This is a genomic window from Devosia sp., from assembly GCF_041917035.1.
Classification (GTDB): domain Bacteria; phylum Pseudomonadota; class Alphaproteobacteria; order Rhizobiales; family Devosiaceae; genus Devosia_A.
Genome location: NZ_JAYRYM010000086.1, coordinates 1 through 14,114 on the forward strand (window position 1 = coordinate 1; position 14,114 = coordinate 14,114).

Below are 14,114 nucleotides of genomic sequence, written 5' to 3' on the forward strand. Positions count from 1 at the left end.
CGGGCGCGGATGCCGAGGTCGCCGCTGGCCGGATCGACTCGGGCGCCGCAGGCGCCGGCGCGGTGAGGGCGGCCGCCGGCAGCGCCGCGGGCGCGACCGCCGGGGCGGCGACGGCGAGGGGTGCTGTTCCGAGCGGAATGGACAGTTGTGCGGTCGCGACGACGGGCCGTGCAGCGCCCTGCGCCGGCATGGCGGGCGGGGCGACCGGAGGGCCGACCGCTGCCGGCGGCGCCGCGACCGACACGGGGCGGGCCGGCAGGACAGGAGCGGGACGCAGCGAGGTGATCGACACCGGCGCCGGCTCGACCGGCTGCGGCAGCGACACCGGCACGGTCGCGGCGGCCGGTGCGGGGACGGACGGACCGGCCGCGAGGAGGTTGGCCGGAAGCGGAGTCGCCGGGCCGCCGGTCGGAGCCGGGGCGGGCAGCGGCGCCGCAAGTCGCACGGAGACGGCGGGCCGCCCGTCCGGCAAAGGTTGCGTCCGGATGGTGACGGCGATCCCGGTCGGCAGCGGCGCGGGCAGCTTCAGCACGAAGGCCTCGTCGCCGGAAGCCAGCTGCGTCAGTCCACCGGCCAGCTGGCCCACGACCCTCGCCTCGATCGACTCGCCCATGCGCAGCACCAGCGCATCGAGGCTGGCGCGGGCCAGCCGAATCGCCGCCAGCGCCGGATCGGACGATGGCTGCGCCGAACCATTAGCCAGTTGAGCAAGCAGGGCGGCGACATCGGGCATGCCGCCATCCTGCACCGCTTCGGGTTAACGGAGGTTAACGCTTCCGCTGCCAGACCGGGTCGAATGCCGCGCTAGTGGTGCGCCCCCTTCATCTCGCGCAGTTCCTCGACCGAGCGGACGGTCTTGCGGGCGGCACCCTGCCAGTCGCGGGTCTTGACGGTGCCGCGCGCCAAGCGCGCCTTCGCCCCCTCGATGGCACCGGCATATTGCGGCAGCCACTGCGCCTGGGCGACCACCATCTCGTCGACCATCTGCCAGACCTCGTCGGGCGTGCAGATGGCGCCGACCAGCGGATCGTGCAGCACAGCGAGCTTGAGCATGTCGAGATCGCCGCTCATCGCCGCGGCAACGCTCATGCGCTGCACCGACACGGAAACCGAGCAGGTGGCGGCACAGGCGATGGGCAGTTCGATGCCTTCGACCATGTTGATGCCGAAGCGATCGACAAAGCCGGGGCTCTCGATGATCGCGTCGGCGGGCAGATTCCGGATCACGCCATTGTTGCGGACGTTGAAGTGGCCGCGATAGGTGCGCCCGGTCTCGAGCGCCTCGATGATGTAGCTGGCATGCTCGGTGGTGCGCCGGTACTCGCCGAGCGGCTTGACCGCCTCGGCCTTGAACCTTGGGAAGTCGGTCTCGAACCAGTTCCGACGCTCGGTCGAATAGCGCAGATAGCCGCCTGTCTCGCCATGGATCCAGTCGCTCATGTCGATCCAGCGGCCGATCTCCTCGGGGCGCTTGCGGTACCAGGGCAGGTACTCGGAGAGGTGGCCATTGCTCTCGGTGGAATAGACGCCGAAGCGCTTCAGCACGTCGATGCGGACCTTTTCCTGCTTCGAATAGACGGGGTGCTTTTCGAAGCCGGCGATCAGCTCGTCCGTCTCGACCTTGCGGCCCTTGGCGCGGATGTCGATGTACCAGGTCTGGTGGTTGATGCCGGAGCACACGTAGTCCAGCTCGCTGTCCTCGACGCCCAGCACCTGGGCGATCTGGTGCGCGCCGTGCTGCACGCCGTGGCAGAGCCCGACGGTGTTGACACCGCCATGCTCAAGGGCGGCCCAGGTGTTCATCGCCATCGGGTTGGCATAGTTGAGGAACAGCGCACCGGGTTCGGCGACCTCGCGGATGTCCCTGCAGAAATCGAGGATCACCGGGATGTTGCGTTGACCGTAGAGGATGCCGCCGGCGCAGATGGTGTCGCCGACGCACTGATCGACGCCGTATTTCAGCGGCACCGAGATGTCGGTGGCGAAAGCCTCGAGGCCGCCGACGCGGACGCAGCTCATGATGTAGCGCGCCCCGGTGATGGCGGCGCGGCGGTCGGTGGTGGCAGTGACCCGGGCCGGCAGCCTGTTGACCGAGACGATCGACTCGATGATCTGCCGGATCATGTCGAGATTGTGCGGGTTGATGTCGGTCAGCGCGAACTCGACCGCGGCGAATTCCGGGACCTTCAGGAGGTCCGAAATCAGGGTCATGGTGAACCCGACCGAGCCTGCGCCGATGATCGCGACCTTGAACGACATGCCTTGTTCTCCCCCGTTGGCCCATGAGGTCTAGCGGCTGCACGGTCGGACGGTGTAGAGAAATGTCGTGCGCACCCGGGTAATTCCATGCTGTCCGACCTGATGGCCCACGGCCACGCCGTGCGCGCCGTGCAGCCGCCGCGCGGCCCGGTCGGGCTGCATGTGATGGCCACAGGCGCCGGTTTCGAGAAGCGGGCCAACGAGGTCTACAGCTGGGAAGGGCTCAAGCGCGGCGACGCGCCGTTCGTCGTGGTGCAGCACACCATCGCGGGGCGGGGCGAACTCGACTATGCGGGCGTGCGGCATGCGCTGCTGCCAGGATCGACGATGGTGCTGAGCTTCCCCCATGCCAACCGCTACTGGCTCGATCGCGGCCGGAGCTGGGAGTATTTCTGGATCGGGGCGAATGGCCGGGAGTCCCTGCGACTGGTAAAGGCGGTGCTCGACAGCCGCGGACCGGTCCTGTCGCCGCCCGCGGCGGCGATCGACCAGATGGCCGCCGCCTGCGTCGGGCTGCTGCAGGCGCCCGAGCCGAGCAGCGGCCTCGCATCCGGCCTCGCGTACCTCGCCCTGATGGCGCTCTACGACGGCAGCTTCGAACCGGTCAGGCCGGACGCCGAGCAGATGGCTCCGGCAATGGCGCGAACCCGCGGGTTCATCCTCGGACACCTCGATCAGCCGCTCGATGTCGATCGCCTGGCGCGTGTCGCGGGACTCAGTCGAGCCCATTTCGTACGACGCTTCAGCGTCGAGATGGGCCGCAGTCCGTCGGAATTCGTGCTGCAGCAGCGCATGGCACTGGCGACTCGTCTGCTGCTGGCCACCGACCGGCCGATCACCAGCATTGCCAGCGCCGCCGGGTTCGCCAATGCCAACTACTTCGCCAAGGCCTTCCGCCGGCAGTACGGTCAATCGCCCGGCGAGTTTCGGCGGAGCGCCGCCGAACACAGTTGAGCCCGGTTCCCGAGTCAGTCGTTTCGCGGCGCCGGCCGGCTCAGCACTTCTGCTTGCGAGGCTGAATACGATTCTCGGCGCTGCCTTCACGTATCGTTTGCTCGAACGCGCGACACTGCGCACGGCAGGATCGGTGCGACCGATCGAGCGGAACCGAAGCATGAGCGCAACGCCATCGACCGCGCGGACCCCGACGCTGAACGCGGTCGACCGCCTCGGACCGCTGATCGCGGCCAATGACCGGCTGCAGCAGCAGCTCGCCGAGATGATCGCGCAGCAGCAGCAGTGGCAGGAGGAGCGAGCCTGGCTGCTCGCCGTCCTCAACGAGGTGCCGGACTATCTGTTCGTCAAGGATGCCAGGTGCTGCTTCGTCGTTGCGAATGCGGCGGTTGCCACCGACCTCGGCCATGCCGATCCGGCCGCGCTGATCGGCAAGACCGACCTGGACCTGCACCCGGCCGAAGTCGCCGGCAAGTTCTTCGCCGACGACAGCGCGGTGCTGCGGACGGGACTGCCGATGCTGGACATCGAGGAATACGTGGTGCGCCCGGACGGCACGCGCCGCTGGCTCTCGACATCGAAGATACCGCTGCGTGGTCCGGACGGCGCGGTAACCGGTCTGGTGGGAATCGCGCGCGACATCACCGAGCGCCGGCAGGCCGAGGAGCGCATCCACTTCCTCGCCTACCACGACGCCCTGACCGGGCTGCCGAACCGGGCCAAGTTCGAGCGCGAGATGCTCAAGGGCGCGGCCGGTGCCGCAGAGGGCGTGCCGCCCACGCTGCTGCTGATTGACCTCGATCGCTTCAAGCACGTCAATGACACGCTCGGACACGTCGCCGGGGACGACCTGATCCGGCAGGTCGGCCAGCGCCTGTCCTGCCTGATCGGATCCGCCGGCATGGTGGCACGGCTGGGCGGCGACGAGTTCGCGGTCCTGCTCACCGGTCCGGCGGCGCCGGCGGTTGCGGTAACCTGCGACGCCGTGTTGCAGAACCTGCAGGCACAATTCGACCTCGGCAGCGATGCCGCCTTCGTCGGCGCCAGCATCGGGGTGGCGTCATGGCGGCCGGGGTCGAGCTCCGATCAGCTGTTGCGCGAAGCCGATATCGCGCTCTATGAGGCCAAGGCACTGGGCCGCGGCCGCTGGCAGGTGTTCCGGCCGCAGATGGCGGCCAAGGTCGAGACGCGTCGCGCCATCGAGCAGGACCTGCGTCAGGCGCTGGACGCGGACAGCCAGCTGCTGCTCGAGTACCAGCCGGTCTTTTCAGGGGACGGTCAACGGATCGTCGGGGCGGAGGCGCTGGTGCGCTGGCGGCACCCGACACGCGGCCTGCTGTCGCCGGAGCTGTTCGTGCCGGTGGCCGAGGAACGCGGCCTGATCGACCGCCTGGGGGCGTGGACCTTCAGACAGGCTTGCCGGACGCTGAAGTCGACCAAGCTGCCCTGGGTGGCGATCAACGTGTCTCCGGTCGAACTGCGCAGCCCCGGTTTCGTGTCGCGCATTCTCACCGGGCTGGCGGAACACGGGATTGCGCCAGAGCGGCTGCAGCTCGAGATCACCGAGGGTGTGCTGCTGGAGACGACCGAGGTCACCGCGGCGGGACTGCAGCAGTTGCGCGGCGCCGGCGTAAGCCTGGCCCTCGACGATTTCGGCACCGGCTATTCTTCGCTCAACTACCTGCGGCGCTACAATGTCGACAAACTGAAGGTCGACCGCTCCTTCGTCGAGCAGCTGGGGCAATCGGCGGAAGCGGACGCCATCGTGCAGACCATCATCGGACTGGGGCGGGCCCTCAGGATGACGGTCACGGCCGAGGGAGTGGCGACGGAGGCGCAGCGGGCGTTTCTGGACCAGCACGGCTGCGCCGAACTGCAGGGCTACCTGCTGTCCGAACCGCTTTCGCTCGAGGGCCTCGTGGCGCTCTCGTCCGCGGCGGGCTGAACGATCCGGCGCGCCCGCGCCAGCACCGGGGCGTCCACCATGCGCCCCTCGAAGGCAAAGGCGCCGGTCTCGCGTGCGGCCCGGGAGAGCACCCGCGCCGCCCAGTCGCGCTCGGCATCGGTGGGCGCAAAGGCCTGATTGAGCGCCGCGACGGCCGAAGGATGAACGCAGGTCGCACCATCGAAACCATGCGCCCTTGCCTCGCTTGCAGCGGCCGCGAGCGCGTCGAGGTCGGTGTAGTCGGCGATCGAGCGCAGCAGCCCCAGAGACATGCGACCCTCGGCCTTGGCCGCGTAGTGAAGCAGCAGCTTGGGATGACGCAGCACGTCGGGCCGGGGGTCCGCCCCGAGGGCCAGCGCGAAATCCTCGCTGCCGAGTGCGAGGGCCAGCACGCGCGGCTGTCGCGCCAGCATCCGCGCATCGAGCAGCGCTGCCGGATCCTCGACGAGCAGGATGAAGGACATGGCCGGACGCCCGAGCCGCTGCTCCTCGACCGACAGAGCCGCTGAAAGTGCGGTCAGCGCGGCCGGATCGGCGGCCTTCGGGATGACCAGCCCGATGGCCCCGGCGCGGCAGGCGGTCAAAGCATCGGCGGCCTGGCGCGGGCCGGCGTTGACGCGGACAAAGGCCGCGGCTCCGTTGCGGCCGACGGCCGGAACCGCGGCGGAAAGGCCCGCGCGGGCGACGTCCTTGTCGGCTTCCGGGACGGCGTCCTCGAGATCGAGGATGATGGCGTCGGCGCCACGCTCGTGCGCCTTGGCAAGGAAGCGTGCCGAGTGGGCCGGAACGTAGAGGAGCGAGCGGAGCCGCATCACCGCACCGTGGCCGGATCGATGCCGGCCTCGGCGAGGACCTCGGCCGTGTGCTCCCCGAGCGCCGGGGCGGGACGACGGAAGACGCCCGGGGTAGCCGAGAGGCGGGGCACCACGTTGTGGACCGGAAGGCTGCCGAACTCGGCATCCTCGACATCGACGACGATGCCGCGCTCGCGGAAATGGGGGTCGGCGGCGATGTCGGCGATCGAGTAGATCGGGCCGACGGTGGCGCCGGCGTCGCGCATGATGGCGAGCGCCTCGTCGTGGGTGTGGCGGGCGAACCAGGCGCCGACCGCGGCATCGACGAGATCGCGGTGCTCCACGCGGGCGGAGTTGCTGGCAAAGCGCGGATCGTCGTTCATCTCGGGCCTGCCGATGATCTCGAAGATGCGGCGGGCGACCTGCGGGGTGGAACCGGACAGGGCGACGTAGCGACCGTCGGCGCAGCGATAGACATTGCGCGGCGAGGCGGTGTTGGAGGCGGAGCCCGAGCGTTCCTTGACCTTGCCGGTGACCGCGTAGATCGCCGCTTCCGGGCCGAGGACGGAGTACATCGGCTCGAGCAGGCTGAGGTCGATCACCTGCCCGCGGGACAGCCCGCGAAGCCGCGCGAACAGCGCCATCACCGTGGCGTTGGCGCCGTAGACCCCGGCAATCATGTCGGCCAGCGCCAGCGGCGGCAGCACCGGCTCGCGATCGGGAAAGCCGGTGCGGTAGGCGAAACCGCTCATCGCCTCGACGAGGGTGCCAAAGCCGGGGAATTGCGCGTAGGGGCCGGTCTGGCCGAAGCCGGAGATGCGGACGATGACGAGGTCGGGATTGGCGGCGAGCAGGGTTTCGGGTGCGAGGCCCATCTCCTCGAGCGTGCCGGGGCGGAAGTTCTCGATGAAGACGTCGGCGGTGGCGAGCAGGGCCTTCAGCGCGGCCATGTGCGCGGCCTCGCGCAGGTTGAGCATGACCGAGCGTTTGTTGCGGCCGTAGGTCTTCCAGTAGAGCGAGTGCCCGTCGTCGCGCCACTCCCGGAGCGGATCGCCCTGTGGCGGCTCGACCTTGATCACGTCGGCGCCGAAATCGGCGAGCTGGAGGCTCAGCATGTTGCCGGCGACAAGGCGGGAGAGATCGACGACGCGGATGCCGGCGAGCGGGCCGGTGAGTGCGGGGGTGAAGGGGATGGAGGTCATGAGGGCACGCCGAGAGACCCAGCGCGTGGCTTCCCCCCTCCCAACCTCCCCCGCAAGGGGGGAGGTGCCGATCGAGTGTGAGGCAAGGTCGTGCGCCAGGCACCGGCAGGCACCCTCCCCTTTGCGGGGAGGGTTGGGGAGGGGGGTGCCAAGAGCTCGAACATCACAGCTCGACCACTTCCAGCCGCGACACGGTCATCCGCCCGGCCGAGGCCATGCGCAGGCCGGCCATGCCGTAGCGGAACCGGCTGTCGGTTGCCGGGAGCACGTTCTTGCCGTCGACGGCGAGGGTCAGTTTGTCGCCGACGACGGTCAGCGCCAGCTTGTGTGCCTCGCCCGGCATGATCGGGAAGGGCGTCCGCGCCAGCACCGTCGTGCCGTGGTCCTGCCGGATGATCACGGCCTCGCCGTTCTCGAACCCGGCGGCGTAGAAGCGGCTGGTGCCCTGGACGCGGGCGGCGACGAGGTGCGAGGTGCCGGCGAGCGGGGTGAGGTCGGCGGTCACCGTCAGATCGCGCAGGTAGGCGTTGCCGGTCCAGGCGTCGGCGTCCTCGGCGGTGTGGGCGTGGATGACGCGATCCTGCAGGCTCCAGTGGCCACGGTTCCAGGTGAAGCGGGTGATGCCGCCCCATTCCGGCTTCTCGAGCGCGGGATCGATGGAGAGATGCCCGGCCCCGGAGACCGAGAACTCGCAGAGGAACAGGCGGCCGAGAAACTTCAGGCGGCCGAAATACTCGACCAGCACGCCGATCTCGTCGATGGCTTCGTCACCTTCGGGGATGGTGAACTCGTAGTCCTGCCAGCCGGTCGAACTCGGGACATGCCAGGCCCCGGTCTCGACGATCTCGCCCGAAATGGCACGGCGGACATAGGGCGCGACGCGCAGGTTACCGTCGCCGTTCCAGGGGTCGAGCTGGAGCTTGAACCTCACCACCTGCCCGGCATCGGCGAGCGGGGTGAACATCGGGCGGTAGCGCTCGTCGTCGAAATCGGCACGCCGGTAGAAGGGCTTCCAGAAGACGCGGCCCGCCGAGTCGCCGACCGCCCCCTGCCCCGTGCCGCGCTCGAGCCGGTCGAGCAGCACTTCGAGCGCACCGCGCGAGTTCGGCCCCTGCCGGTCCGTCGCGGCCTTGACGGCGATCTGGTTGAAGGGCTCGGTGCGGAAGCCGTGGGTTGCGCCGGGCGCGTCGAAATCGAAACGGACGCCGCGGCGCTCGAAATCCTCGATCCAGAGCGCCGGTGGCTCGCGGCCATCGAGGCGCAGCGCGAGGACGGCGAGCTCGCGGGCAAAGCTCGGAACGTCGACGACGTTGAGCGTGCCGATGACGCCGGAAGCGACGATGAAATCGTTGATCGGCTTGCGGTACCTGTCCCAGCCCGGCTGCACCCCCTGGAACGTCCCGACGATGGCGCCGGCGTTTCCGGCGTTGCAGTCAGTATCCCACCCGGCCATGGTCGCGATCTCGGCGGTGCGCGGCAGGTCGCCGCCGCCATAGAGGATGGCCATGATGGTCACCCCGGCATTGGGGATGATGTGGCAGACGCCCGGATAGCGATCGTAGCCCCACTCGGCAGCAAGCATGTCGCGGCAGGCGCGCCAGTCGGCGGGGTTGGCCTTGTGGAAGGCGATGACGGCGCGGGCGACGCGGGCATAGGTCGAGGCAGGATCGATGGTCGAAAGGCCGGTCTCGACGATCTCGTCGATGGATTTTGCCACAAAGGCCTGGGCGATGGCGGCGGCACAGAAGCGGGCGCCGTTGAGGCCATCGCCATCATGGGCGACGGAGGCCGCCATGGCCGACATGCGCGCGGCGCGTTCGGGATTGCCGGGGTTCACCCAGCCCCAGCTGTCAATGAAGATCTGGCCGCCAATCTGCTCGGCCACGGTGGTGCCGTTCTGGGCGATGGAGCCCGATTGCGGGGCCGGAATGCCGGCCCTGAGGTTCTTGTAGGCGGTGTGCTCGGTGGAGTTGCCGAAGCCGCCCCACCAGTACATCCCGTGCTCCTCGGCGGCGTAGTTGAGCCAGGTGCGGCCGACATCGGCGGCGGTGGCGGCAAGTCCGTAGTCGCGCAGCGCGCGGATGAAGTAGACGGGGCCGTTGGTATCGTCATCGGCGGCGAAGTTCTTGAAATCGCGCAGGTACTGCGTGACCTCGCCATAGGTGTCGCGGATGCGCTGGTAGCTCCAGATGGTGGGCTCGACCGGCGCGCCGAGGCGCACGCCGATGGCCTTGCCGAGGAAGCCGGAATAGATGCGATCGAAGATTTCGGTGGTGGTGAGCATTTCGGTCTCGTTCTGCAATTTGTCCTCGGCCCCGGGGCCCTTTCACCTTCCCCGTGGGAAGGGTCAGGCGGTGCCCGTGTCCCGGGTCATGGGGCCCTCGCCAGTGCCTGCCGGTTGCGGGTACGGGCCTCCAGCAGGTCCTGGTCGTGCCGCATGATCGCCGCCGCAACCGCCGCGAACCGGTCGGCGGCCGCCGTCAGATCGAAGCGATTGGCGGCGTCGAGGAGTTGCCGGTCATCCTCGGAGACGACGCTTTCGCCATGCAGGGCGCCGAGGATGGCGCCGGCCATGACGCCGATCGAGTCGGTGTCGCGGCCGGAATTGATGCCGTCCTCGATGGTGCGGCGGAAATCTCCGTCGCTGAGGAGGGCGAAGCCGAGCGCCAGCGGCAGCTCCTCGATGGAGCGCAGGCGCGAGGGGCGATAGGCCTCGGTAGCGAGGCCGGCCTTGTGGGCGGCGTGGTTGACGTCGTCGCCCATGGCCGAATAGGGCGCGAGGATGGTGTGGAAGCGGGCTACCACGGCGGCATGCTCGGCACCCGTGCGGCGGAGCGCCAGCGCTGCCTCGGCAATGTCGGCGATGGCCCGACGGGTGCCGTCCTTGGCGAGGGAAAGGACGGTCTCGAGGACGGACTCGATGCCAGCGCCCGGAACGAAGGCCTGGGCGATGGCGGCAGCGAGAACGCCGGCGGCCTCGAGCCCGTAGCTCTCCTGGTGGCCGGAGGCGAAGGCGATGGCCTCGTCGTAGGCGGCGCGCGGGTCGCAGGCGTTCACCACCCCGACAGGAGCGATGTACATGGCGGCGCCGCAGTTGACCATGTTGCCGATGCCGCCCTGGCGGGGGTCGCAGCCGGCCAGCTGGTGCCGCTGGTAGATCCACTTTTCGGGATAGAAGACGCGATCGAGCAGCATCGCCTCGCGCTGCATCTCGGGAATCCAGCGCGGCGTCCAGGCCAGCTGGCGCACCATGGCCGAGGCCATGTCCCAGGCATCGAGATGGCGTCCGGCCTCGGCATAGACATCGATCAGGGCGAGCGTCATCAGCGTATCGTCGGTGACGATGCCATTGCCGCGCACGCGATGGTTCCGCTCGGCGGGCGGCAGGTCCATCTTGTGCCAGCGCGCGGCAAGCGAGGTGACGCGGCCGTAGCGGGCGCGAATCTCGGCGGCCGAGAGCTTTTCGACGGGCGCGCCGAGCGCGTCGCCGAGGGCGATGCCGTGCAGCATGGCGCGGACTCGGCCGGTGAAGGAGCTGGGCATAAAGGACGACCTCAAGTTCACGGCGCCGGACTGCTTCCCTCGCGGCCTCGCGAGGGGAGGTCCCTGCCGGTGGTTCGACACCGGGGCGCCACCGGCAGGGGAGCGGCACCCTCGCCCCGCGGGAGGTGCGGGGCGAGCGTACCGAGCGTTCCGGCCTCAGCCGTTCAGCCGGGTGCGGGCATACTCGGCCATGCGGGCCCCGCCGGCAGCGTTGTACTCGCTGACGAACTGGTCCCACTGGTCGAGGCTGGCCTCGCCGGTGATGAAGCGCGCCACCCAGGAGCGATAGACCTGCTCGGCGGCATCGACATCGGCGGCGTACTCGGCGGGCCAGACGAAGGAGTTGTCGGCCACGAAGTTCGCCTTGATGGTGTCGAGCGCCGCCTGGGCCGTCGGGCTCAGCAGCGGGGTCGGCGGGGCCCAGTTAGCGGCGTTGAAGAAGCGTGCGTACCAGGTGGAGATGGCCTCGGTGAAGGTCACCTTGCCGCTGGCATCGACGGTGTACTGGGTGCCCTCAAAGCCCATGCGGTCGATGTCCTGGCCCTGCTTGGACGTCATGAAGTCGAGCACGGCGAAGGCCTGCTCCTTGTGCTCGGAGAGCGAGGAGACGGCCCAGCCGCGGGACTCCTTGGCGACATCCACGGCGGCGAGGCCCTTGCCGCCCGGACCCGAGGGAATCGGCAGCAGGGCGAGCGTGATGTCCTCGCCCGGATGGGCCTGGCGCATCTTGCCCGAATAGATGTCGACGACTTCCGGCGAGGAGCCGAAGATCACCCCGGCCTTGCCGGTGTAGAACTTGTCTTCCTTCACGTCGAAGGTGTTGGTGACATATTCCTTGTCGTAGAGCCCCTTGGCGGCGAGGCCCGCATAGAAGGCGATCTTGGCCTTCTCGGCGTCGGTGACGCGGGCGTTGACCCACTGGCCCTCGGCGTTCTTCATCCAGGTGCCGGTGACGCCGAAGGCCTGGTTGAAGATCGAGTCGAGCTCGTTGGTGTTGCCAAAGCCGGTTAGGCCGAGCGTGTTGCCGGCCGTGCCGTCGCCGTCGAGATCGGCATCGTGGATGGCCTGGAACAGGGCCTCGTATTCCTCGACCGTGGTCGGCGGCGCGAGACCGAGCTTGTCCAGCCAGTCCTTGCGCATCACCGGCTGCGGGGCGCGCGGCGGATAGACGTAGAGCAGGTAGGGGTAGTTCGCCAGGCGATCGACATTGTGCGGCCAGAGCGCCGCCTTGACGTTTTCGGATTTCTCGATCCAGGGGGTCAGGTCCTCCAGAATGCCCTGCTCGGCCATCTTCTGGTCGCCGCCCTGGAAGTAGATGATGTCCGGGATATCACCCGAGAGCAGCATGACGCCGAGCGCCTCGACATAGGCTGAGGTGCCGCCGGGCAGATCGACGGTCTGGATGTCGATGTCCAGGCCCTTGGCCTTGAGAGCCGCCTCGATGGCCTCGATCTCCTTCATGTCGTCGGGGTTGGTGGTCAGCAGATCCTTGCTGACGAGACGGAGCGTGGTCTGGGCCATGGCCGGGACGGCCAGGGCGCCGATGATTGCCACGGCGGTGGTGGCGAGCAGCAGTCTGCGAAGCATGGTGTTTCCTCCCTTGTGCTTTCGTTCAGGCGTGACGCGTCATCCCTTCAGCGCACCGGTCATGGTGCCCTTGGTGAAGTACTTGAGGATGAGCGGATAGATGGCGAGGACCGGCAGGATGGTGATGAAGATCATGCCGGCCTTGAGCGCCCGGATGTTGATCTGGGCCAGCCCGATATTGTTGTTGGCGTTGGTGGCGCCGACAATGGCGATCTTGTCGCCCTCGATGACGAACTGCCGGAGCACCACCTGCAGTGGCCACTTGGTCTGATCGTTGAGGTAGATCATCGAGCGGAAGAACTCGTTCCAGTGCAGCACGAAGTAGAACAGCGCGATGGTGGCGAGCGCCGGCCGCGCCAGAGGCAGCACGACCATGAAGAAGGTCTGGAAGGGATTGGCGCCGTCGAGTTCGGCGGCCTCGAGCAGTTCCTTGGGGATTTCCTCGAAGAAGCGGACGAGGATGATCAGGTACCAGGCGCTGATCGCCTTGTAGAGGATCACCGCCCAGGGCGTATTGAGCAGCCCGAGCCGCTTCATCAGGAAGTAGTCGGGGATGATGCCGGGCTCGAAGACGATGGTGACCAGCACCATGAGGAAGATGATGCGGCGACCCGGCAGTTCGGGGCGCGACAGACCCCAGGCCATCAGCGCGGTGCCCATGACGCCGATGGCGACGCTGGTCGCCGTCATCCAGATGGAGTTGAACAGGCCGCGCTGCACGTTGGGGTGCTGCAGCAGCAGCGCCCAGACATCGAGCGAGAAGCCGTCGGGGAGGATCGAGAGACCGGAGAAACCGGGGACCCTGGCCGGATCGGAGAAGGAGAGCGCCAGCAGGTTGAGCAGCGGCTGCAGGGTAAAGACGACCAGCAGCAGCAACGAGGAGACGATCAGCGCGTATTCCAGCCGCTCGAGCGGCGTGCGGCGCAGGGAATGGACCATCACCACACCCCCTTGCCGGTCAGCTTCTTGCTGACGAGGTGCGAGGTGACGACGAGGATCATGCCGATGACGGCCTTGAACAGGCCGGCCGCCGTCGCCAGCGCATATTCCCCCGTCGACAGCCCCATGCGGTAGACGTAGGTGTCGAGGATATCGATGGTGGAGGCGTTGACGTCGTTCTGCATGTTGATGACCTGGTTGAGGTCAGCCGACAGGAACATGCCCATGTTGAGGATGAAGAGCGTCGCGATGGTCGGCACGATCCCCGGGATGGTGACGTGCCAGACCTTCTGCCAGCGGTTGGCGCCATCCATCTCGGCCGCCTCGTAGAGCTGCTGGTCGATGGCGAAGATGGCGGCGAGGTAGAGCAGGCTGTCCCAGCCGGCGGAGCGCCAGATTTCGGAGATGACCAGCACCCAGCGGATGGTGCCGGTATTGGTCATGTAGCTGACGGCGGGAAAGCCGAGCGCCTGCTGGATCTGGTTCACCGCGCCGTCGGTGGGCGACAGCAGCGCGATGAAGACGCCCGCGATCACCACCCAGGAGAGGAAGTGCGGCAGGTAGATCGCCGACTGGATGGCGCCGCGCAGCTTGCCGCTGCGGATCTCGTTGAGCAGCAGGGCGACGATGATCGGCACGGGGAAGACGAAGAGGATCTTCATCGCCGAGATGATCAGCGTGTTGGCCAGCACCTGGTAGAAGATCGGCGAGGCGAACAGGACCTGGAAGTTCTTCAGCCCTACCCAGATGTTGGGCGGGATGATGCGAACCTGCTCGAACGCCATCTTGGCCTCCCAGATCGGGAAGTAGTGCCAGACGACGAAGAACAGGATGCCGGGGGCCATCATCAGGTAGTAGGGCCACCAGCGGCGGGCGGCGGGGAGCAGGCGG

General features: G+C 68.2%; 10 protein-coding genes and 1 pseudogene. 2 read left to right on the top strand and 9 right to left on the bottom strand.

Features of this window, described 5'->3' with window-relative positions; translation table 11 throughout:
* Both ACE3TU_RS10780 and ACE3TU_RS10785 read right to left on the bottom strand, forming a co-directional pair.
* Window positions 1-733: pseudogene (locus ACE3TU_RS10780) on the bottom strand (hypothetical protein); the annotation flags it as partial.
* Window positions 734-804: 71 nt separating this feature from the next.
* Window positions 805-2,259 (bottom strand): alpha-glucosidase/alpha-galactosidase, encoded by a 1,455-nt coding sequence (locus ACE3TU_RS10785; protein ID WP_374623910.1) that lies wholly within the window; start codon window positions 2,257-2,259, stop codon window positions 805-807.
* 87 nt (window positions 2,260-2,346) lie between these two features.
* On the opposite strand from ACE3TU_RS10785, the gene ACE3TU_RS10790 reads away from it, so the two are divergent.
* Both ACE3TU_RS10790 and ACE3TU_RS10795 read left to right on the top strand, forming a co-directional pair.
* Window positions 2,347-3,213, top strand: coding sequence for a helix-turn-helix domain-containing protein (locus tag ACE3TU_RS10790; protein WP_374623913.1), 867 nt, complete (start codon window positions 2,347-2,349; stop codon window positions 3,211-3,213).
* 160 nt (window positions 3,214-3,373) lie between these two features.
* Entirely contained in the window at window positions 3,374-5,158 is a 1,785-nt protein-coding gene (locus ACE3TU_RS10795; protein WP_374623916.1) for a putative bifunctional diguanylate cyclase/phosphodiesterase, read from the top strand.
* Here ACE3TU_RS10795 and ACE3TU_RS10800 read toward each other — a convergent pair.
* The 7 genes from ACE3TU_RS10800 to ACE3TU_RS10830 all read right to left on the bottom strand — a co-directional run.
* Window positions 5,095-5,970, bottom strand: coding sequence for a CoA ester lyase (locus ACE3TU_RS10800; protein ID WP_374623920.1), 876 nt, complete (start codon window positions 5,968-5,970; stop codon window positions 5,095-5,097). The two genes, ACE3TU_RS10795 and ACE3TU_RS10800, sit on opposite strands and share 64 nt — an antisense overlap.
* Window positions 5,970-7,154 carry a CaiB/BaiF CoA transferase family protein gene (locus tag ACE3TU_RS10805; protein WP_374623923.1) on the bottom strand — a complete coding sequence of 395 codons (1,185 nt, stop codon included), beginning with the start codon at window positions 7,152-7,154 and terminating at the stop codon, window positions 5,970-5,972. The genes ACE3TU_RS10800 and ACE3TU_RS10805 overlap by 1 nt, the downstream gene beginning before the upstream one ends.
* Before the next feature lie 163 nt (window positions 7,155-7,317).
* Window positions 7,318-9,438, bottom strand: a complete 2,121-nt coding sequence (locus ACE3TU_RS10810) for an ADP-ribosylglycohydrolase family protein (protein WP_374623926.1) — start codon at window positions 9,436-9,438, stop codon at window positions 7,318-7,320.
* Window positions 9,439-9,524: 86 nt separating this feature from the next.
* Complete coding sequence (locus ACE3TU_RS10815; protein WP_374623929.1) at window positions 9,525-10,697, bottom strand: ADP-ribosylglycohydrolase family protein; 1,173 nt, start codon at window positions 10,695-10,697, stop codon at window positions 9,525-9,527.
* A gap of 156 nt (window positions 10,698-10,853) precedes the next feature.
* Entirely contained in the window at window positions 10,854-12,284 is a 1,431-nt protein-coding gene (locus ACE3TU_RS10820; RefSeq protein WP_374623932.1) for an extracellular solute-binding protein, read from the bottom strand.
* A gap of 39 nt (window positions 12,285-12,323) precedes the next feature.
* The gene (locus ACE3TU_RS10825) at window positions 12,324-13,223 is read right to left on the bottom strand and encodes a carbohydrate ABC transporter permease (protein WP_374623935.1); all 900 of its coding nucleotides are present in this window, start codon (window positions 13,221-13,223) and stop codon (window positions 12,324-12,326) included.
* Window positions 13,223-14,114 (bottom strand): ABC transporter permease (locus tag ACE3TU_RS10830; protein WP_374623938.1); only part of this gene is annotated, 892 nt, incomplete at its 5' end. The genes ACE3TU_RS10825 and ACE3TU_RS10830, both read right to left, overlap by 1 nt.